We start from the raw sequence: 22,607 nt of genomic DNA, 5'->3' as shown, positions 1-22,607 counted from the left end.
TGAGGGATCGGACACCCGGCGCCTCCTCGGGCACTACCGAAATTTGAAGTGCGAAAGGTATACATCTATCACGTTATCGAGTAATCGGCTGTTTATAAGGACTTCCGGCGATTTCTCGCACCAATTTCGGTACGAGATAACCCGGCAGTCTTTTTTGCAGGGTTTCGTATAAGCTCAAAGTTCTTTCATCGGAAACTTCAAAATGCCCAGTACCGGTCGCTTTATCGAGGCAATGCAAATAGTAAGGCACGATGCCGTTGCGAAACAAAGCTTCGCTGAGCCGGCAGAGTTGTTCGGCATTGTCGTTGATGTTTTTCAGCAACACAGCCTGATTGAAGAGCATGATGCCGGCAAGCTTGAGTTTACGGCTGGCGGTCTCGACGGCGGGACTTATTTCGTTGGCATGATTGCAGTGCATGACGATCGTAACGCTTGGCCGTGCGGTATTCAGGGACTTGATTAATTCATCAGTGATTCGCGATGGCAGCACGATAGGGATGCGGCTATGAATACGGATGCGGGTTAGATGTTCAATTGTATTTAGCTGCTCGATGAGTTCGGCTAGACGGTTATCGCTTAATAACAACGGGTCGCCGCCGCTGAGAATGACTTCGGTTATGCTCGGATTATTGCGGATATATTCGATGGCCCGGTTTTGTTTTTGGCGTCCGAGTTGGTAATCGGCATACGGAAAATTTCTACGAAAGCAATATCGGCAGTTGATCGCGCAGGTTCCGGTATTGATCATCAATACACGGCCTTGATATTTGTGCAAAATATGGTTTTCGCGGGTAGCCATGAGATCGCCGACCGGATCGTCGTTGAAGCCGGGGTAGGCGAGGGTTTCATCGTGAACCGGCAATACTTGAAGCAATAAAGGATCGGCGGGATCGTTTTTATGCATGCTTTCGGCAAAGCTTTTCGGTACTTTCAGTGCAAATTGCTTCGCGGCTTGTTCCGATATCGGTAAGTTTTTTGGGTCGAGTTCCAAAAACGCGCTAAGCGCTTCGATGGTTGTGAATGCTTCGGCAAGCTCTTGTTGCCAGGAAATTTTCGGGACAAACGGAGGGATTTTGGTCATCGGATGCGATTTCGAGTTTCTAACAGTTCGGCCGTCTATTATAATAGTAAAATTTTATTCTTAATTGGCAGTCGTGAGGAAAATATGGCCACATTTAGTACCAATGAATTTAAAGCCGGATTGAAAGTTATGTTGGACGGTGATCCCGCAGCGATTATCGAAAACGAATTCGTCAAGCCGGGTAAGGGCCAAGCATTCAATCGGGTTAAGATTAGAAATCTGAAAACCGGACGAGTCATCGAAAGAACGTTCAAATCGGGCGAGTCTTTAGAAGGCGCCGATGTGGTCGATATCGAGATGCAATACCTCTATAACGACGGGCAGTTTCGTCACTTCATGGTTCCCGATACTTTTGAGCAATATCAGGCCGATGAAAAAGCCGTCGGCGATGCCGGGCTTTGGCTCAAGGATCAGGATATGTGTACCGTGACGCTATGGAACGATGTTCCTCTTTCTATGATGCCGGCCAACTTTGTCGAATTGACGATTACCGAAACTGATCCGGGCGTCCGCGGCGATACTTCCGGTGGCGGTGGCAAACCGGCAGTTCTGGAAACCGGTGCGGTCGTTCGCGTGCCGTTATTCGTGCAAACCGGCGAAGTGATCAAGGTCGATACCCGCACGAGTGAATACGTTTCGCGCGTCAAAGAATAGTGACACCGGACGATTGGCGACCGACCGGTTCGTTGGAGCATTTGCGTCAGCGGGCGCGAATGCTGGCTGCGATTCGCCGGTTCTTCGACGAATCGAATGTACTTGAAGTTGAAACACCGCTCCTCTGTCACGGTATCGGCACGGACCCGCAGTTAGCCTTTTTCAGTACCGAGTTTTGCTTTCATCCGAATCGCCAAACGCTGTATTTACAGACTTCGCCCGAATTTGCGATGAAGCGTTTGCTGGCAGCCGATTATGGTTCGATTTATCAAATCTGTAAGGCTTTTAGAAACGGCGAGTCCGGCCGTTTCCATAATCCCGAGTTCACCTTGCTCGAATGGTATCGGGTCGGCTTCGATTTATTACATTTGATGGCGGAAATCGACCGGTTGATACAAGTTATCGCTAAGCCCTTCAGAACGTTCAAGCAAACGCATACCGTTCATTACCAAGAAATCTTTCGAAACTATACCGGACTCGATCCGCTGACGTTTTCGGCGTGCGTTTACCGGGAATTTGCCGAGCGTGCCGGCCTGCCGGAAGCCGTTTCGATTTGTGAAAACGATCATGCGCTGTGGCTGGATTTTCTTTTCAGCCATTGCGTGCAGCCTCATCTGGGAGAAAATCGATTATGCATGGTCTACGGATTTCCGGCATGTCAATCGTCTCTCGCTCGCCTGAATGCCGATAATCCCGCAATAACCGACCGTGTCGAGGTCTTTATCGATGGCGTGGAATTGGGTAACGGTTTTTACGAATTGTGTAATGCTGCCGAGCAAGAGGCTCGTTTCGATAAGGAAATCGAATTTAGAGCTCGCAATGGACTGCCGCCTGTCGACAAAGATCGGCGCTTCTTACGGGCACTCGAGTCAGGTCTGCCCAATTGTTCGGGTATGGCGATCGGTTTGGATCGTTTGTTGATGGTCATGACCGGTGCCGAGTCGATTGAGCAAGTCTTGGCATTTCCGATCGATAGGGCTTGATGGAAAAAGGTGAAAGGTGAAAGGTGAAAGGTGAAAGGTGAAAGGTGAAAGGTGAAAGGTGAAAGGTGTTAGATGGCGGTGAGATTTAGTTCAATTTTTTGCCGTTTCCCAAGTTCCAGTTCTCGCAGTTATACTGACCTCCTTGAGGCATACTGTTGGCGCATCTAGCGCGATGGCAAAACCATGCAATCGCTGGAATACTGTAGGTACGCTGTGCGTACCGTGACAACTCCGTCAACCTAAAAAGAGCAGTTGAGAGTCTCAAACTACCGTTCGCCCTGAGCCCGTCGAAGGGTGAATGGTAGTTTGAGGCTTCACCAAGACGGTGAAAGTGTTGTAGACCCTTCATGCTTCGACTTAGCTCAGCACGAACGGTCTACAACACATGTCAACTGCTCTTTTTAGGGTTAATGTTAACGCAAGACCCTATGGTTTGATTTGGGCAGGATTCTGTGCTTAAAGTCCTGCATAGTTCTAATGCTTGGCTCCTCGCAGCCGGTTATTCCTCGGTTACACCTGTCGTTTCGGCAGGTTGCTTAGCCGCTTTCAAGCGTGGCGATACCAGATGTGTGGCATAGGCTTCCTCGAGTTTTCTGTCGCCCGATTTGGTGAATTTAAGCGGCATTCGGTTGCCGGGTTGCTTGCGTAGATACACCGTACTCGAGGGTTTGAGATTAAGGTCGTGTGCATGGAGTCTCAGTATTCGTAGAATCCGGTTGGCCTTGGCAAGATTGCAGCGTATGGTTTTTTCTAAATAAGGCAATCGGCCCCGGCGCCAGGCAGCGATGTCCTGTTCCGTTAATAATTCCATTTTTTGGAATAGCCGGACCGGCGCAACATAACCTTGTTCGGTCAGTAACTCCGACGTTGCCTTAACGATGCGGAGATAGTATTTATCCGTACGGTAATTTTCTAACGTGACTTTTTTCATTACCAATCACTTTAACTGGTAATGACAAACCTGACTGCATCGAGCCGTAATTGGGCGTCTTGTATGTTTTCGTGCAGCAGCATTGCGGTTTCTTTCAGGAATTCGATTTCGTCTTCGCGAATCGACGGATTGACTTGTTGTAGCCGAGTCAGCCGTTTGATTTCGCCGGTCATCGTCTCCAGCATGGTTTTTTGACTGTCCGTAATCAACCGGTTCATCTGCGCGTGAGCATTTTGTTCTGCGATGTCGAGCAGAGCGGTCAGGTGTTTGCGCTGGCTGTTCAAAAAAGCGACTATCTGCATTTTGTCGAATTTTTTACCGGAGTCGATCAGCTCGATATGTTCGATCGTATCGGTCAGGTCGTCCTTGTTTTGGTCGATTAAGATGCGAATAGGTGTATGCGGCAGAAAGCGCCCTACTTGCAGTTCGGGCGGTGCGCTGCATTCGACGATGAACAAGCATTCCAATAAAAAGCGGCCGGCTTTTTGGTCTTTATGCTTGATGACACTGACGCCGGCATTACCGGTATCGCTGGACAGAATCATATCCATCGCGGCGGCAACCATTGGATGTTCCCAGGTTAAAAATTGCAGTTCCTCGCGGGCCAGCGCAATGTCGCGGTTTACGGTAACCGTCATGCCGTCCTCGGAAAGACCAGGGAAATGTGACATGCGCAGGTGTTCGCTGGGTCTTAGAATGAAGCAATCGGCCGAATGGAATTCGGTATCGACTCCGTAACATTCGAAGACGTCTTCCATGTAAGGCCATAGCACGCCTTCATTATCTCGTTGCTTGAGCCGATCGATCAGTTCTTGAGCTTCTTCTTTACGGCAGGAATTGAGTTCGAGCAGTAAATCGCGGCCATTATGCAATTCTATTTCGATTTGTTGCGCCAGGGTTTGGGTTTTGGCAATCAGTTTGTCGAGCGATTCGCTATCGTATTTTTCGAGCGCTGTGTGTAATTCATCATGCAGAAGCTCGGCGACGCGTTGTCCCGCCGAAGTATTGTGGCGGAAGGCGTTCAAACCTTCGTCGTACCAGCGGAATAGGGTATGTTCGCGGCCGCCGGTCAAATAGGGTACATGAATTTCGATGATGTGGCGTTGACCTATGCGGTCAAGGCGGCCGATGCGTTGCTGCAATAGGTCGGGGTTGTCCGGTAAATCGAATAAGATCAAATGGTGGACAAACTGAAAGTTGCGGCCTTCGCTACCGATTTCGGAACAGATCAGTAGTCTCGCCGAGCTTTCTTGGTCAGCGAAATAGGCCGCCGCGCGGTCGCGTTCGATGATCGACATGCCTTCATGAAAAACGGCCGCGGCGATGCCGAAACGCTTTTCGACGATGTGTTCGAGTTCGATCGCGGTTTGCGCATGCCGGCAAATCAATAATGCTTTTTGACCGGCTAAAGCTTTGATTTTTTCGACGAGCCAAAGTGTACGCGGATCTTCCTGCAAGGATTCTGCGGTTCCGTTCAATGTGTAACCCTGACGTTCTCTGTCAGGGAAGCCCTGCACGGTTTGCCGGGAGTTTCTGAACAAAATCCGGCCGGTACCGTGATGGTCGAGCAGAATCTTCACCAGATCTTCGCGCGCTACCCGTAATTTTTCCGGATCGTCCAGGTTTTTGAGTAGGGTATCGACATGGTCGTGCTTGACTAGGCGCGCTAAATGGGCTTTTTCGTCCGGCGTTAGTGCTTGATTTGCGAGCAGCGATTTGGCGGCTTCGGCAACGGGTTGAAAGTGTGTTTCTTCTTCGAGAAAGGCGCTGAAGCTATAGAATCGATCCGGATCCAACAGGCGCAACCGAGCGAAGTGGCTTTCCTTGCCGAGTTGTTCCGGTGTCGCGGTCAATAAAATCAATCCGGGTGTCGATGCTGAGAGATTTTCGACGAATAAATACTCCGGGCTGGCCGAGGTTTCGCTCCATTCCAAGTGATGAGCTTCGTCGACGATGACCATATCCCAGCCGGCTTCCAACGCTTGTTGTTGCCGTTTCGGATGTTGCGCGAAAAACTCCTGGCTGCAGAGTATCAATTGTTCGGTGTTGAACGGATTTTCAGTCGACGGTTCGGATTCGCCGATATAGTCGATATCGATGTTTTCGATACCGAGGCAGCGCACTTCGTCGAGAATGCTGAATCGTAGATTAAAGCGCCTGAGCATTTCCACCAGCCATTGATGCAGGAGGCTTTCGGGCACGATGATCAGGGCGCGATTGCTTAACCCGTTATTGAGCCTGTGATGAAGAATCAATCCGGCTTCGATGGTCTTACCGAGACCGACTTCGTCGGCAAGCATGATTCTAGGTGTTGGGCGCCCGGCGGCTTCATGCGCGATGAATAATTGGTGCGCGATCAACGACGTCCGCCCGCCTTGTAAGCCTTTGACCGGCGATTGTTGATGTTCGCGGCAGTATTGCCACGTTTGATAACGCAATTGAAACCAAGCACTCGGGTCGAATTGCCCGGTAAACAAACGATCTTGCGGTTTATTGAATTGGATATGATGGTTCAATTCCATTTCATCGAGGCTTATTTCCCGGTCCTCCTCGGTTTTACCGAGATATGTCACCAGTCCATTGCGTTCGATGACTTTGGTTACGGTCAGTTTGCTGTATTCTGTGGACTCGATGGTATCGCCTTCGCTGAAGATGACGCGCGTCAGGGGGGCATTATCTTTCGCATACACGCGTCGTTCGCCGGTAGCCAAAAAGAGCATTGTCACGCGGTTGTACTCTGATTCGACGACGATGCCTAAACCCAGTTCGGATTCGGTGTTGCTGATCCAGCGTTGACCTGGAATAAAATCATTAAGGTTCAAGGTTCAAGGTTCAAGGTTCAAGGTTCAAGGTTTAAGGTTTTCCGTATACACGTTTTGCTAGTCAAATAGCTCAGCCGAAGGGCTCATGACGAACGGCCTAAGGATTCTATCGTAAATAACTTCCCGATTTATAGTGGGGTTCGGTTGCTCGATTGACAGGTGTCGGTAGCAGGGCAGCTTTTTGCTCCTCGGCAATTGCTCCTGCATTGCCCTAATACACGCCATCCGTGGCGTAATGCAAAATCTGCATTCACGCCATCCTTGGCGCTTGAGCTGCCGCCAAGCCTACATGGACGTATTCACCCAGCACCTAAATTAGCCATAATATTAAATTATTGCCAATGACCTATGGATTTAGGTGCTGAGTTCACGGCGTCCTGTCAAGCGAGTTGGCGAACCCGTTACAAAGCTCATAGCTAAAGGAAGTTATTTGTCACGAAATCCTTAATGGCAGTGATCGTTGGTGTGCAAGGGTTACGTGTACCGAAATTAATAAACATCCCGGACGTAGCGTTTGTCTTTTTTCAATTGATTGACGTAGTCGATCGCCTGTTGCTCGGTGAGTTGGCCGTGTTCGGCGATTACATCATGTAGCGCTTTATCGACATCCTTAGCCATGCGGTAGGCATCGCCACAGACGAAGAAATAGCCGCCTTGTTCGAGCCAAGCGAATAATTCCGCGCCGTGTTCGCGCATTCGGTCTTGAACATAAATTTTTTCCTGCTGATCCCTGGAAAATGCTAAGTCGAGCCGCGTCAATAGACCGGAGGCTTGCATTGCTTCGAGTTCTTCTCGATAAATGAAGTCTGTCGCGGCATTACGGTCGCCAAAAAATAGCCAGTTTTTACCTGTTGCTTGTCGTACTTCCCGTTCCTGCAGGAATGCGCGGAAAGGTGCGACGCCGGTGCCTGGGCCGACCATGATCATCGGCAGGCTGTTATCTTCCGGGACTCGGAATACCTTGTTCGGCGTGAAAAAACAGCGGACATCGGTCGTTTCATCGACGAGATCGGCCAAGAAGGTTGAACACACGCCTTTGTGTTCGCGGTCGTGGCTTTGATAACGGACACTAGCTACGGTTAAATGTACAGCATCCGGGTGTTTTTTGCTGCTCGACGATATCGAATAGGCACGGTGTTGTAGCGGTTTCAGCAAGGCGATGAATTCAGCCGCAGAGATATCCATCTCCGGGGATTGCAGCAACAAGTCGAGAATATCGCGGCCCCAGAGATAATTCGCCAATTTTTCCTTATCGCTTTCTTCAAGCAACGTATTCAATTCTTGATCGCCGGAGCGGCGAGCGATTTCATCGATCAGTTCCTTTGATGGCAGTTTGATTTCGAAATGAACACGGAGTGCTTCGTTAAGCGGCATTAATTCGCTATCGACCGGGACTTCTTCTTCGCCTGTACAGTTGATCGCTTGCAGTATGTCTTTGACGAGTTCCGGGCAATTGGTCGGGAATACGCACAATGCGTCTCCGGCTTCATAACTTAGGTCGGAACCGGCGATCGAAATTTCGTAATGCCGTGTTTCTTTCGATGATTCGGGGGCGGTCAACAGGCGGTTGACCAATAATTTGGCCGGGAACGGGTTTTTACGGCTATATTTCGGCGCTTCGATCATGGCTGCGTCGGAGTCGACGATAATGGTCGTCGAGGCGCCCTCGGCCATATGTGGGATGACTTCCGAAATCCACAATTCGGCCGGTTCCTCGAAGTCGACGTCGCAGTCGATCCTGTTATAAATACGCTCGGCGCCGAGTTCGGCAAGCCGTTGATCCCATTCGATGCCGGCTTGACAGAATTGGTCGTAACTCGTGTCGCCGAGCGCCAGTACGGAATATTTCATGTGCTGCAACGACGTTGCCTCATCGGACGAAATCGCTTCCCAAAGCATTTGAGCATTGTCCGGCATTTCGCCTTCGCCGTAAGTACTAGTGATGATCAAGAGATATTCCATCTTGCCGAATGCATCCAATTCGACTTCGTCCATGCTTTTGACGATCGGTTTTAAGCCATGGGCTTTTGCGGATGCGGCGGCATCGTTTGCCAGGGCTTCGGAGTTACCGGTTTGCGTTCCGTAAAGAATATGAATGATGCGAGCGTCGGCCTGGCTCTTGCTGCCGGCGCTTTGTATCATTTGCGTATGCATGCCCGCGAAAAAGCCACTGAGCCAGGCTCGTTGACTGTCGCTGTAAGGTGCATCGAGTGGAATATGAGGTGTTTTCATCATGTTTAGTTACAAATTAATGAACGTAATACCGGCATGCCCATGATTTATCACAGGTTATGCCGGTACTGGTAAAAAGTGCGATGGAATTATGCCGAAGCCGGAGCCATCATTTCCTGAATAATATTGGAACCGACCAGTCCCGCAAGATATTGTTCGACCCCAGGAATGCCAGCCAAGGCTTCGCGGTTGATAGTGTCCTGCTCAATGATCCAAGCGGTCGAGCCGATTGAGTAGATGCTTTGTACATCACGGTTGGCCAAGGCGGTTTTATAATCGGTAAGACGCTTGCTTGCCAACAGCCAGCTCAGTTGATCGTCACTGTAATTACTGTAAGCTTCGCGAGTCTCTTTAACCAACGCATCCTGAATTTTACGCGGACGGGATTCAATTAATTTCCAAGCCGCTTTTTCCAAGGCTTCGTGTGTCGGCGTGGCGGACTTGAAGTTCAATTGCTCGCCGGCTATCCGGAATGCCTTATCGATGACCGCGTAACTGTTGACCAGACTAAAGGTCAAGTTGGTGTCGGTTTCGCCGTAACCGGGTATCGCTCCGCCGAATAATGGCTGTTTTGTCCGATAAGCCGATTTCATTTGTTCGATCTGGCGTGTTGCGTAGGAGACCGCCAATTCTTCGATCATCGCTTTGCGGTCCATTGTTTGGCTAAGGAACTCAGCCGTTTGCGTTTTGTACAGCCATAGCGGAATCGTAAATTTGAAATGCTTACGCTCGGTTTCCCAATTATTCAGGATGTTCCTTGCTTTGCTCGAGTTTGCATAATCGGCGTGTTGTTCGAGCATATAGAGTAAGAACTGTTCATGCGCTCGGGCCGTATCGGTGTTTTCCGTCAGCTCATGCAATTCGACGGAGGTTTTGTCGTAAAGCTTCGGTAACAAGTTTTCAGGGTCGTATTGATAGGCATTGCCGCCGGACATGCCGTTACAGAAACCCTTTCCGAAGTGGCCGAGATTCAGTATTGCACCGTTGGTCATGTATTCGCAGGCGAAATCGCCGACGCCTTCGACGACTGCCATCGCGCCGGAATTACGGACTGCGAAACGATCGCCGGCCTCGCCGTTGATAAAGGCTTTGCCGCCAGTCGCGCCGAACAGCGCAAAGTTACCGATCAGCACGTTATTACCGGGTGTTTTGATGCCGCCGCCTGGGGATTCGACGATTAAGGTGCCGCCGCAGGCCGATTTTCCGACGCCGTCGTTACAAGTTCCCGTGTGTTCCATGCGCATGCCGTCATTCATGAAGGCGGCATAACTTTGTCCGGCCGAGCCGGTTGTTTTTATGACGACCGAGTCGGGCGCAAGATAACGCCGTCCGTGCTGGTTGGTATAAATCGTTTTCGAACGAGCGGCGTTTTCTTCGTTTAAACCGTAAGCGAGTATGCGCTCGATATCGATTGCGGTTTGGCCGCCGACCGATTTATTACGATTACTGAGTTTGTATTCGTCGCCTTCGATGACGATTTGCTTCTGATTGCCGAAAATCACCGAAGATTTAACCTGCTCGATGATCTTGTCGTCGATGCTGAAATTTGCTTCGAGATAAATCGGTTTTTCGATTTTGACGACAGGTGCTTGAGTCAGCAATTTCGTGAAATCGAGTTGCCCGACGATGGATCGATGGTTAATTAAGTGCAATAAATTGGTTTGACCGCGTATTTCGCTAAGGCTGTGATAGCCCAGTACTGCCAGAATTTCGCGGACTTCATGCGCGAGATTCATGAAGTATTGCGCCAGCACTCTCGGGTCGCCTTTAAATTCCTCATGCGTCGTGGTCAATCCTGCAGGGCATTTGACGTTGCAGTTTTTCGCCATGACACAACGCAGCATCATCAATGCGGTCGTGCCGAATTCGAAGGAATCGCCGCCCAATATCGCCGATTTAACGACATCGAGTCCGCTTTGATGCGCGGCGCTGCAGCGCAATATGACTTTATCCCGTAAGCCGTTCACTGCTAATGCTTGATGAACTTCAGCAATGCCGATTTCGGCAGAGCGACCGGTGTTTTTCAGGCTCGTGACAGCGGCCGCGCCCGTGCCGCCGGTGCTACCGGCCACATTGATGACATCGGCGCCGGCTTTCGCGACACCAACAGCGATCGTGCCGATGCCTTCTGAGGATACCAGTTTGACGACGACTCGAACGCGGGCGGCTTTGGCATCGTGAATCAATTGACCGAGGTCTTCGATCGAATAGGTATCGTGATGCGGAGGGGGGCTGACCAGCTCGACTTGCGGCGTGCCGCCGCGCAATGCCGCGATTTCGACAGATACTTTCGGCGCTGGCAATTGTCCGCCTTCGCCGGGTTTTGCGCCTTGTGCGATTTTGATTTCGATTTCTTCGATGTTCGGGTCGGCCAGATAACCGGCCCAGACGCCGAAACGGCCCGATGCGAACTGTTTAATCTTGCTTGATCGAAGCGTGTTGAAACGGCTCGAGTGTTCGCCGCCTTCACCGGAGTTGCTGAGCGCGCCGGCAATGTTAGTGCCTTGCGCGACAGCCTCGTGCGCTTCTGCGATCAATGCACCGTGACTCATTGCACCGGATGCGAGTTTGGCAGTGATTTGATGAGCCGGTTGAACGTCGGACAATGCAATCGGAGAACGGGCAGTTTTGATATTGGCCAAATATTGCCCGAAAAGATTGCCGCTATCTGAGAGCTTGATTGCACAGGCATTGTTTGTAACGCTGATCGTTGCGGCGCTATCGCCGAAGCGGTTTTTGAAATGCTCGGCGATGCCGGTTAACCGCGCTTCGCTGTTGTTTTCAGGCAGTGTAATTGAATAATTAACGCCGTCGATTCGTTCAACCGCGACGCCATGAATCATGTAGTTGTTGTTTCCGAGCAAGTTTTGCTTGCCTAAAATGCGGTCGAAATCGGCCGTGCTTTGCGCTTGGCTGATATCGGCCGGCAGGTCCATGATGTCCCGTAAAGCGGCCGGGCGGTTGTCGCGCTCTTGATACAGGTTTTTCGCGAAGCTACGATAAGCCGGCGTGATGCCGAAATTGTCGATTTGTTCGGGTGTGCGTTTGTCATAACCGAAATCGAAATAAGCGGTATCGCTGGCTTCCGGCGATTTGTCTTGTGGAATATACAAGATTGGTTCGTCGGTCATGTTGATATATTCACGGACAGCGAGATTGCCGAAGCTATGGCCTGCGCCGTCTTGTCGTTCCTTGAACAAACCGATGAAAGGAATATCTTTTTCGTCCTTGATACTCAATGCTTTGTAATGCCATGCGGCCGCGCTTTTCGCAATGTCTGCATAGCGCACGCCGCCGACCGGCGCATTGATATTCGGGAAATACGGTTGTAGGCGCGGCTCGTTGGTGTCCAGATAATTCGATTCGAAAAACTCGCCGCCGATGTAGCTTTCTACGGTGCATAGACCGAACTTGCCCATGGTTTTCATCAGCGATTTTTCCGCCGCTTTTTTGAAGTTATCGAGGGCTTTTTGTTGGTTCTCGGGCAGAAGTTGGCTGACGACGCGATTGTAGGCGCTGATCGGACAGACAGCCGAAGCGCCGAAGCCGAGTATTGTTGCGATATCGTGAGCGCTGGCGACTTGTCCGGTTTCGGCAATCAGTGACGAGTGGAAGCGCAGGCCTTGTTTGACCAGGTGTTGATTGGCAGCGGCAACCATCAGTAAGGCGGGAATCGCTGCTTTATCGCGGCTGATGCCCGTATCGCTGAGAATGATGATGCCGGTGTTGTCTCTGGCGGCTTGTTCTATTTTCTGACAAACGGCGCGTACCGCCGATTCGAGAAGGTCTTCGTTATTTTTTGGATTTTCGAAGTCCGGCGTGAATAGCATGTCCAGTGTGATGGTCTTGACGCTGGATTGCCTGCGGATTTGTTCCAAATTCGTTCTTTGCAGAATTGGCGAGTCGATGACCAATTGTTTGCTGTTCCCTTCGGAAAAGGTCGGTTTGGCGCCGAGCGCGACGCGCAAGGTCATGCCGTCGCTTTCACGAATTGAATCGAGTGGAGGGTTTGTGACTTGAGCGAAGCGCTGGCTGAAATAACGGGACATACCGCCTTCGGCATCGGAAAGCGCATTGGGGGCAATTCCGTAGCCCATCGCCGAAACTTTTTCGAGACCGGTACTTAACATCGGGTCAAGCAGGAATTTAAAGCTTTCCTGATTTAGCGAATAAGCCGTGTGTTGTTGGTCGATGTTGAAGTCGCCGTTGACCGGGGCTAATTCATCGAATGGGACGTCGGGCAGTTCGCCGATATGCAAGCTGCGTTCGCGGAGCATCGCTTCATAGTCTTTTTGTCCGGCGAGTGTTTCCAAGACTTGATGGCTGTTATAAATCTGTCCGGTGCTGTGGTCGAAATAAACCATGCCCCCGGCTTCGATACGACCACGTTTGATAACGTCTTTGGGAGGGAAGTCGATTTGTCCGGCTTCCGACATGACGGCTAGATAAGTTTCGGTTTCCACCGAGCGCAAGGGTCTGAGCCCCAAACGGTCTAGGCGCGCGCCAACACGTATGCCGTCGCAGAAGATCAGGGCGGCGGGGCCGTCGTTTTTTTCTTCATAGAGGCTGAAATATTCGAGCATCGCGCGAACTTTCGGCGACAGGGTCGTGTCGTTTTCCCAGGCAGGCGGCATCATCGCCAGCACGGCCGTGACGACATCGAGCTCGTCCTCGTTGATTCGACGAGTCAGTGTTTGATCGAGACGGCCCGAGTCGGATTGTCCGCATGGGAAGACGATATGTTTGTTGTGTAAGCGCGCGATCGCATTTTCACTGAGTCGATTTTTTTTGTCGGTATTTAACTCCCCGTTGTGCGCCATGTAGCGGAACGGTTGCGCCATCATCGTTGCCGGAGCGGTATTGGTCGAGAAGCGAGTATGGAAGAATAGGGTGTGTATTTCATGATCTTCGTCGTAGAGGTCGATAAAATACGGTATTACTTCAAAAGAATTCAGTCGGCCTTTGTAAACCTGGGTTCTCGAGCTCATCGATAGCGGGTAGAAACCGGTTAATTCGTCGCGGGTAAAGCCATCGGCTTCGATATCCAGCAATGCGCTTTGAATCAGTTGTTCGAATTCGTTATGAGTCGTCGTCTTTAAAGCTTCCGGGCGCCCGAAAATTACTTGCTTGATCGGTAGTTGCGCTTTTCTGGATGCTTCGTTTATGACTTGGCTGTCCACCGGGATGTTTCGCCAAGTAATGACCGGCAGGCCGAATCGAGTTAGGTGTTTTTCGATCAATTCGATCGCGAAACTATCATAACGCTCGTGATCTTCCGGAAAGAAAAAGTTGGCAACGCCAAATTCTCCGAGTTGCAGGTTGTTGTTTCCGGTGATTTTTCGAAAAAACTTCAATGATAGATCGACATTCACGCCGGCTCCGTCGCCGATACCTTCGGCACTCATGCCGCCGCGGTGGGGAATCGTGCATAGCGCTTCATGCGCTTTAACGAGTAGCTCGTGAGTCTGTTTGCTTTGTTTATGAGTAATAAAACCCACGCCGCAGCTATCTTGGGAAAGATCGGCGTCGTAAAGCAAAGGTTCTTTGAGGTTTATTCGGGAAATTTCAGTCATTATATCCAACCCGTTCCGGTCATGCTGCGATCAACAGCGTTAGTAGTTCGTTTTTCTCGCAATGCATGCTAAAGTCAAACTTTGATTGCTAAAACATTAACTGCTCAAATAGAGCGGTTTGCATTGGCGATGCAATAAGTAATGCAGACAATTGCGTTTAGAGAAACCTGCAAATGATATCATGAGTCGCATTTTAAGTCATTTAGATGCAAATTGTTATAGTCTTAATCAATTGTTAGGGTTTCGCGATATATATTAGGTGTCCGTGAAAGGCCCAGCACCTAAATCCAGCACCTAATTTCCATAGCCCATTAGCAATGTTTAATATTATGGCTAATTTAGGTGCTGGATGAATTCCATAGTCCATTGGCTATGGTTAATTATACCTTTCGCACTTCAAATTTCGGCAGTGCCGGAGGAGGCCTCTTGGTGCTCGGTAAAGGCTTTGCCAGCATGGAGCTGGCATAGAGCCTACTTGGACGTATTCACGGCGTCCTTTGACGGGCACCCTGGCGCCGAAATTTGAGCCACGACGGATATATCGCCGGAATTTGAAGTACGATAGGTACATTAGAATATAGTTAATTACGGGTTCCAAATAAGAAAATGAATTTTGATGTTGTAGTAGTCGGTGGGGGGATGGTTGGGGCCGCAGTGGCTTGCGGATTAGGCGGAAGCGGTCTTAAGGTTGCGGTGATCGAACAAGTATTTCCCGATGAGTTTTCTTCAGATCAGCCTCATGATCTCAGAGTTTCTGCGTTGAGTATTGCTTCGCGGCATATTTTGGAGGCGGTCGGCGCGTGGCAGGGTGTTCTGAATCGCCGTTATTGCCCTTTCCGGCGTATGCGAGTATGGGAAACCGTCGGCGATACCGAATTTTGCAGTGACGACATTGATTACAGTGAGTTGGGGTATATCGTCGAAAACCGGGTAACCCAGTTAGCCTTGTTGGAGCGTTTGCAGGATTTCGATAATGTCAGCTTATTTTGTCCGGCTAGTATTAAACGCATCGATTACGGCTTGGATGACGAAGGTCATCGTTCGGCGGTCGAGTTGGATGACGGTACGATTTTGACGGCGAATGTCTTAGTCGGTGCCGACGGCGGGAATTCGAAAGTTCGGCAGGTCGCCGGGATCGGCGTGACCGGTTGGGATTATAAACAACATGCGCTGGTGATTTATGTGGCAACCGATTATCCGCAACAGGATATTACTTGGCAGCGATTCGTGCCTAGCGGCCCACAGGCTTTTTTGCCGTTAACCGGTCGACACGGGTCGTTAGTTTGGTATAACTCTCCTGATGCAATCAAGCGATTAAAATCCTTATCCGGAGATCAATTGCTGAAAGAATTGACCGAGGCGTTTCCGGATTGTTTAGGTAGAATCAACGCTGTTTTGAATACCGCTTCGTTTCCGTTGAAACGGCAGCACGCTCAAAATTATGTGAAACCCGGCATCGCTTTGGTCGGTGATGCTGCGCATATGATTAATCCATTGGCAGGTCAAGGCGTCAATATCGGTTTGCTCGATGCGGCTTCGTTGGTAGAAGTTTTGCTGGAGGCTTATCAGGCAGGGTTCGATATAGGTTCATTGCCGGAATTAATGCATTATGAAAAGGCAAGGCGTGTTGATAATCTCAGAATGATGACGGTCATGGATGTTTTTTATCGTGTTTTCAGTAATGAGATCGCTCCGGTCAAGTTTTTCCGTAATTTGGGCTTGGGTCTAGCTGAGCGCATTATGCCGGCCAAGAAAAAAATTATGCGGGCCGCAATGGGTTTGGATGGGGGGTTGCCCAAGTTGGCTAAGGGTGAGACTTTTCGAGATAGCCGGCGCACACCAGGTCCGCACTAATCTGGTTTCGAACTGGGAAGAAGCGCAAACCGTGCTGGTCGAGTGCTTTTCCATGTTTTACGAACATTCTCAGTATTTGGCATTCGGTATTGAAATGAACAACGAATTCAAGCAAAGGTTTGATTGGAGTTATACCTTTGGCGCTTCAAATTTCGGCAGTACCTGAGGAGTCGCCGGGGTGTGCGATCCCTCTCCTAACGCTAGGTGAGGGACCAGCATGGAGCTGGATAGAGCCTACAGGGATGTATTCACCCAGCACCTAAATTCCATAGTCCATAGGCTATGCTTAGCCATCTGGGATGATTTAGGTGCTGGGTTCACGGCGTCCCTTGACGGACCCCAGCGCCGAATTTTGATCTGCGATGGGTATATTTACAAATGCCATAGTTATTTAGGATTTCACCGGAAACACGGCCATTTCTATAGGATAGATTGTACCGAACCCCAATTGATAGGATTGTTCCTGAAAAAACAAAGCGATAAATATTTAATTACCAGGGCTATCGATAGAATTACATGCTTTTCGTCTTAACAAGAATTATATTTTCAACTAATTGATTACAATATCAGTCCGACTGCTGGGACGTCCATTTGGAATTCGAATCCGGCGACTGGCTGGCTAGCACCTTATCGACTCGATTGCCGTCTAAATCGACAACTTCAAGTCGCCATTGCTCCCATTGAGTGACGTCCCCAGTACGCGGAAGACTTCCGATCAGCCACATCATCATTCCGCTGAGCGTATTATACCTACCTTTATTTTCTTCAGGTACCGACTTCAAATCGAGTCGATCTTTGAGCACCGGGATAGGAATTAGGCCGTCCAGCAACCAAGAGCCGTCTTCACGTTGAACCGCCCAAACATCCTTTGGATCGCGAGGTTTGAATTCACCTACCAGTGCCTCCAAAACATCGTGCAACGTAATTAGTCCCAATATCTCTCCGTACTCATCGACAACAAAAACCATTTGGACGCCGGATTCCCGAAATTGCTCTAATAATTTTATTCCTGTCAATGACTCGGGCACATAAACGGCAGGTAGCAAAAATTCGATGATGCGGTCGGTCTCGGTCGTTAAACGATGTCTTAGCATTTGTTTCGCGCTGATCGCTCCAAGAATCACATGCAATCCGCCGCGACATACAGGAAAACATGAATGACCTGATTGAATTAGCTGCTCGATACCTTTTTCAAGTGACTGATCGATGTCCAAATAGACAATTTCGCTACGCGGCGTCATCAGTGAGGCTATTTGATGCTCGTCAAGCCGAAACACGTTGCGTACCATATCGTGTTCCTGTTTCTCAATGACCCCCGATTCTTTGCCTTCGGCCAACATCGCGTGGATATCTTGTTCGGTAATGTTGGTGTTGCTCAACCCCTTTTTGCCAATCAAAAACAGCAAACTATCGGTCGATACAGATAGGAAGAATACAAATGGACGGGACAGTTTCGCCAGAATAGATATGGGGCGCGCCACGAAACGAGCGATGCCTTCGGCATTGTATTGCGCTATTCTCTTCGGGACCAGCTCGCCTATGACGATAGAAACATAGGTTATTCCCACAACCACAATTGCAGTGGCGCCTGTGGCGCTGACTTTTTGCTCCATGCCAATTCCGATTAAAATTTCGGCGAGAGGTTCCGCCAGCGCGGCCTCACCGACTATCCCATTGAGAATGCCGATTGCTGTAATACCGATCTGAATTGTCGACAAGAACTGAGTGGGTTTACTTCCGAGACGTATAGCGATCCCAGATGCTTTATCGCCGTCATCCGCCAGTTTTTGAAGTCTATTTTTGCGGGCTATCACCAACGCAATCTCTGACATTGCGAACAAGCCGTTTAAAATGATGAGAATAACCAGTAGAGCAATATCCAACGATGCCTCCTATTTATAAAAAACTAAAAAGCTGTATGTAAAATCCGGAGCGAAAAGCTATCGAGTTTAGTTACGAGGTTTGCAATCGTTAAACCGAGCCCCCTGGTAGAAAATTTGACCGGATATTACCCAATTGATGTCTTTAATTTAACCCTATCCCTTTTCCACAAAAAAGAAAGAATTATGAGCAAGGGTTCTGAGAGTTATGTGTTTTTAAGTTTTGCTTCTGCCTTATTTAACCAGAACTTTGTTGCTATGGTTCCCATAAAATCATCCATTTTAAAATTCAAGATAGGATGTGCGGCCCATATTCTTTAATTCTCGGTGGCATCGGCCATTTCGTCATGCAATTGACGGTCATCACGGTCACGATCTTTTTCTGCTTTCGCGACGGCTAGGAATCCTTCGTAAAATAGGAAATTTATATTTACGCTCAAATCCTTAACCCATCTTCAACATAGAATTTGGCAATTTCATAACGATTTTTGTAGCAAAGACGAAACGAAGCGTTATGGGCAGTTGGGCTTCTGCTATATTAGTTCGATCCGATGAAGCTCAGTGTAACGGAATTGATGACGATGCGAGACGAAGATAATAAAACAGTAACCAAAGACAGACCCGAGCATTCCGCTCATCGCGGTACCGGTTATTCCGACCGTTTCCGCATACGATTAGAGCATGGATTGTTTCTATTGATGCTCGTCCTGGTCACGTTGTTGTTCTTGCATTTGCTCGAACCTTTTTTCAGCGCCGTTTTTTGGGCTTGCGTGATCGGAATGTTGTTTCACCCGCTGTATGTGCGCCTTGTCAAGCTGTGGGGGCGTCCGAATCCGGCGGCGCTCGCGACATTGGCGATTTGTCTTCTGGTCGGCATCGCTCCGGCCCTGTTCGTTGTTGTGTCTTTTTTTCAGGAAGGTGCGGAACTGTATCAGCGACTGCAAAGCGGCGACATCGATTTCAGCCGTTATATCGCTCAAATCAAACAGGGGTTTCCGGCGGTTCATGGCTTGCTGGAACGCCTGCATCTCGATCTTGATATCTTTAAGGAACATCTCTCGAATGCAGCGATCATTGTCAGCCGTCATATTGCCCAGAATGCCGTTCAGATAGGTCAAAGCACGATGGAGTTTGTAGTCAGCCTTGGCTTGACGTTGTACGTCGCATTTTTCATGTTGCGCGATAGTCATGCTTTGCTGGCGTTGTTGATAAAAGCTTTACCTCTAGGAGACGAGCGCGAAAAATTACTCTTCGCGAAATTAACTGAAGTCATCAGAGCAACCGTCAAAGGTAATCTGACGGTCGCCGCAGTTCAAGGTGCATTGGGCGGAATCATTTTTGCATTGCTCGGCATACAAGGCGCGTTGCTATGGGGCGTTGTGATGGCGCTATTGTCGCTGATTCCGGTTATCGGCGCTGGGCTAATCTGGATGCCGGTCGCGATTTATTTGTTTGCTGTCGGCGACTGGGAGCATGGCTTGATTCTGATCGGATTCGGTGCCGGCGTGATCGGTTTGGTCGACAATTTATTAAGACCGATACTGGTTGGCCGTGACACTAAACTGCCCGACTATATCATATTGTTGTCGACGCTCGGCGGTTTAGTCTGGTTCGGCATGAACGGATTCGTGATCGGACCGTTGATTGCCGCTCTATTTGTCGCGTTTTGGGAAATCTTCATCCGCGAATTCAATGCCGAGGTCAACGACGATAATCGAGCTGCATCGATCGATCTGGATGATCGATCGTCCGCGTCGGTAAATCGCCAGCGCGGATCGTGGCACACGCTTGAGGTCGAGACGGTGGCTGCGGAATTCGCAACCGATTCGGTAACGGGACTGACCGCGGCAGAGGCCCGTCATCGGCTAAAATTGCACGGCGAAAACTGTTTGACTGAATCGCCGCCGCGTCCGCTTTGGCTTAAATTTCTCGATCAATTCAAAAGTTTTCTGATCGTCGTTTTGTTATTGGCGGCCCTGCTGGCCTGGTTTATCGGTGATTTGAAAGATGCCATCGTAATTTTGATCGTCGTCGCTTTCAATGCCGGTTTGGGCTTTTATCAAGAACATCGTGCCGAACAGACATTGGCGTCATTGAAAAGCATGTTGGCGCCGCGTGCAAAAGTGCGACGCGACGGACAAATGCAGGAGATCGATGCGGCGGAATTGGTGCCTGGCGATATCGTTTTGCTCGAAGCCGGCGATCGGGTGCCGGCAGACGGCCGCTTGGTCGAAGCCCACAGTCTCGAAGTGCAGGAATCGGCGTTGACCGGTGAATCGCAAGCCGTTGCGAAGACACATGAAAAGCTGGATTTAGACGATTTGCCGTTGGCCGAACAAAACAACCTCTTGTTTATGAATACGGTCGTCACAAGAGGGCGGGCGACAATGATAATCACCGACACCGGGATGCGTACGGTCATGGGTGATTTGGCAGAAATGATTTCGCAAGCACCCGATTCGCCTTCGCCGCTGCAAAGACAACTCGATGTTTTAGGCAAGCGCCTGGCTGTTCTCGCCGGCGCGATCGTGCTGATTATCTTTGCTCTGACGATACAACGCGGAGCTCCGTGGACCGATGCGGCCATGACGGCTATTGCACTGGCCGTGGCTTCGGTGCCGGAAGGGCTTCCCGCCGTCGTTACGGTTACGCTGTCAATCGGTATGTGGCGAATGGCGAGAAAACGCGCGATTCTCAAAAAACTGGCTTCGGTCGAAACGCTCGGATCGACTACGGTCATCTGCACCGACAAGACCGGCACGTTGACACTCAATCAAATGACGGCCCGTTCGGGATGGTATGCCGGTCAACGTTTCGATGTCACAGGCGAAGGGTATCGGGCCGATGGTCGTATCGAAAGCTCCGGCGATCGGGATTGGCGACCGTTTTTGCTGCCGATGGCGCTCTGTACCGAGTCGAGCGTACGAGACGGCGAGTTGATTGGTGATCCGACCGAAGGCGCGCTTTTCGTATTGACGCAAAAAAGCGGGCTCGACCCCGCTCTCGAACAGGAACGTTCGCCGAGAATTGCGGAAATTCCTTTCGATTCTGCGCACAAGTTCATGGCCACTTTCCACCGGCGCGAAAACGTTGTGGACATGTTTATCAAAGGCGCACCCGACGTTTTGTTGAAGCATTCGCGCTTTTGCCTCGGCGATAACGATACTGTGCCGCTCGATGAGTCGTCGCTCGACAGAATCCAAACCGAACACGATCGCCTTGCCAACAGAGCGTTGAGGGTGCTTGCCGTCGCTAGACGGGAAATCGCGGCGAATGAATTCGACCCGAAAGGCGATCTTTGGCGATGGACCGAAGCTTGGGAGTTTTTAGGCCTGGTCGGTTTGATGGACCCGCCCCGAGCCGAAGCAGCGGAAGCCATCACGCACTGTAAAACGGCGGGAATCCAAGTCAAAATGATTACCGGCGACCATAAAGCGACCGCGGAGGCGATCGCGAACGAGTTGGATCTGTCGGGGGGCGTCGTTACCGGCGCCGAACTCGACCGGATGTCGCCGAACGAATTGAGCCAGCGCATTGACGATATCGCTGTATTCGCACGGGTCTCGCCGCAGCACAAGGTTGCGATTCTGAACGCACTGAAATCCGGCGGTCATATCACCGCGATGACCGGCGATGGCGTGAACGATGCGCCGGCCCTCAAAGCCGCCGATATCGGTGTCGCAATGGGCGTCACCGGCACGGCGGTGACACGAGAGGCCGCCACGCTGGTGTTGACCGACGACAACTTTGCGACTATCGTTCATGCGGTTGAGGAAGGACGGGTTATTTACGACAATATCATCAAGTTCGTGCGATTCCAGCTTTCGACAAACATTGCCGCTATTTTGACGGTGTTGGCATCCACGTTATTGGCGTTGCCGATGCCGTTTACGGCGATCCAATTGCTGTGGATCAACATCATCATGGACGGTCCGCCGGCGATGACGCTCGGTATCGAACCGGCTCGTAGCGGTTTGATGCAAGAAACACCACGTCGTCCAGGTGCGCAGATTCTTTCCGGCGGTCGTTTGCTGCGCTTGGTGGCTTACGGCATGACGATGATGATCGGTACCTTGTCGGTATTTAGCTATGGTCTTGACCAGGGCAATCCTGAATATGCAGTTACGATGGCATTTACGACCTTTGTGCTGTATCAGTTCTTTAACGTATTCAACGCCCGAGCCGAGCACGAAACAGCGTTCAACCGCAATTTTTTTCATAACCGAAAATTATGGTTAGCGCTGTTTGTCGTCGTTTTGCTGCAAATCGTGGTCGTTCATTGGCCGCCCGCGCAAAAGGTATTTGGAACGACAGCACTGAATCCGGTCGACTGGCTGGTTACGACACTGGTTGCTTCGAGCGTTTTAGTGCTCGACGAAACGAGAAAATTGATAACGAGATGCTTGACGAAAACGGTTTCGAAATAGAAATATCCGTCGGTCTTCGTGCCTTGAACTCCGGACCTATCCGAATTTGTTGAACGATTCGCACTTCAAATTTCGGCATTGCCGAAGGAGGCCCGGGGGTGCTCGGTCCCTCACCTAACGCTAGGCGAGGGACAGCATGGACGTATTTACCCCAGCAATTCCCAGTTTGA

Annotated in this window: 10 protein-coding genes; 4 read left to right on the top strand and 6 right to left on the bottom strand. The window is 50.2% G+C overall.

The genetic code is table 11. The annotated features are described in order from the left end of the window. Positions 1 to 73: 73 nt before the first annotated feature. Positions 74 to 1,081 (bottom strand): EF-P beta-lysylation protein EpmB, encoded by a 1,008-nt coding sequence (epmB, locus tag ACINK7_RS15200; RefSeq protein WP_404356478.1) that lies wholly within the window; start codon positions 1,079 to 1,081, stop codon positions 74 to 76. Between the two features lie 84 nt (positions 1,082 to 1,165). Here epmB and efp point away from each other — a divergent pair, with 84 nt between their 5' ends. Both efp and epmA read left to right on the top strand, forming a co-directional pair. Further along, complete coding sequence (gene efp / locus ACINK7_RS15195; protein ID WP_404356476.1) at positions 1,166 to 1,735, top strand: elongation factor P; 570 nt, start codon at positions 1,166 to 1,168, stop codon at positions 1,733 to 1,735. Further along, positions 1,735 to 2,718, top strand: a complete 984-nt coding sequence (gene epmA, locus ACINK7_RS15190) for an EF-P lysine aminoacylase EpmA (RefSeq protein WP_404356474.1) — start codon at positions 1,735 to 1,737, stop codon at positions 2,716 to 2,718. Before efp ends, epmA begins: the two co-directional genes overlap by 1 nt. A gap of 499 nt (positions 2,719 to 3,217) precedes the next feature. Here epmA and ACINK7_RS15185 read toward each other — a convergent pair whose 3' ends face one another. From ACINK7_RS15185 to ACINK7_RS15170, 4 genes are all read right to left on the bottom strand, one after another. Further along, entirely contained in the window at positions 3,218 to 3,649 is a 432-nt protein-coding gene (locus ACINK7_RS15185) for a hypothetical protein (RefSeq protein ID WP_404356472.1), read from the bottom strand. Positions 3,650 to 3,660: 11 nt separating this feature from the next. Continuing rightward, the gene (gene rapA / locus ACINK7_RS15180) at positions 3,661 to 6,471 is read right to left on the bottom strand and encodes an RNA polymerase-associated protein RapA (RefSeq protein WP_404356470.1); all 2,811 of its coding nucleotides are present in this window, start codon (positions 6,469 to 6,471) and stop codon (positions 3,661 to 3,663) included. A gap of 489 nt (positions 6,472 to 6,960) precedes the next feature. Next, a complete protein-coding gene (locus tag ACINK7_RS15175; RefSeq protein WP_404361461.1) occupies positions 6,961 to 8,703 on the bottom strand; it encodes a sulfite reductase subunit alpha in 1,743 nt (580 codons plus the stop codon). A gap of 89 nt (positions 8,704 to 8,792) precedes the next feature. Continuing rightward, a complete protein-coding gene (locus tag ACINK7_RS15170) occupies positions 8,793 to 14,276 on the bottom strand; it encodes a glutamate synthase-related protein (protein WP_404356468.1) in 5,484 nt (1,827 codons plus the stop codon). Positions 14,277 to 14,882: 606 nt separating this feature from the next. Between ACINK7_RS15170 and ACINK7_RS15165 the strand changes: the two genes are divergently transcribed. Then, positions 14,883 to 16,130: an FAD-dependent monooxygenase gene (locus ACINK7_RS15165; RefSeq protein WP_404356466.1), complete on the top strand. Its 1,248-nt coding sequence runs from the start codon at positions 14,883 to 14,885 to the stop codon at positions 16,128 to 16,130. Positions 16,131 to 16,696: 566 nt separating this feature from the next. Here the strand turns inward: ACINK7_RS15165 and ACINK7_RS15160 are convergent. Next, complete coding sequence (locus ACINK7_RS15160) at positions 16,697 to 18,013, bottom strand: hemolysin family protein (protein WP_404356464.1); 1,317 nt, start codon at positions 18,011 to 18,013, stop codon at positions 16,697 to 16,699. Between the two features lie 548 nt (positions 18,014 to 18,561). Here ACINK7_RS15160 and ACINK7_RS15155 point away from each other — a divergent pair. Beyond that, on the top strand, positions 18,562 to 22,437 hold the full coding sequence (locus ACINK7_RS15155; protein WP_404356462.1) for an HAD-IC family P-type ATPase: 3,876 nt from the start codon (positions 18,562 to 18,564) through the stop codon (positions 22,435 to 22,437). The last annotated feature ends 170 nt before the right edge of the window (positions 22,438 to 22,607 follow it).

Source organism: Methylotuvimicrobium sp. KM1 (genome assembly GCF_044788715.1).
Taxonomy (GTDB): domain Bacteria; phylum Pseudomonadota; class Gammaproteobacteria; order Methylococcales; family Methylomonadaceae; genus Methylotuvimicrobium.
Note: the sequence above shows the minus strand (reverse complement) of the source record. Positions and strands in the feature narration are given on the sequence as shown.

Excerpts from the sequence above, each read along its gene's own strand:
- epmB (WP_404356478.1), bottom strand. The coding sequence starts at position 1,081 with ATGACCAAAATCCCTCCGTTTGTCCCGAAAATTTCCTGGCAACAAGAG.
- efp (WP_404356476.1), top strand. The coding sequence starts at position 1,166 with ATGGCCACATTTAGTACCAATGAATTTAAAGCCGGATTGAAAGTTATG.
- ACINK7_RS15170 (WP_404356468.1), bottom strand. The coding sequence starts at position 14,276 with ATGACTGAAATTTCCCGAATAAACCTCAAAGAACCTTTGCTTTACGAC.
- ACINK7_RS15155 (WP_404356462.1), top strand. The coding sequence starts at position 18,562 with ATGAAGCTCAGTGTAACGGAATTGATGACGATGCGAGACGAAGATAAT.
- ACINK7_RS15185 (WP_404356472.1), bottom strand. The coding sequence starts at position 3,649 with ATGAAAAAAGTCACGTTAGAAAATTACCGTACGGATAAATACTATCTC.
- ACINK7_RS15175 (WP_404361461.1), bottom strand. The coding sequence starts at position 8,703 with ATGAAAACACCTCATATTCCACTCGATGCACCTTACAGCGACAGTCAA.
- ACINK7_RS15165 (WP_404356466.1), top strand. The coding sequence starts at position 14,883 with ATGAATTTTGATGTTGTAGTAGTCGGTGGGGGGATGGTTGGGGCCGCA.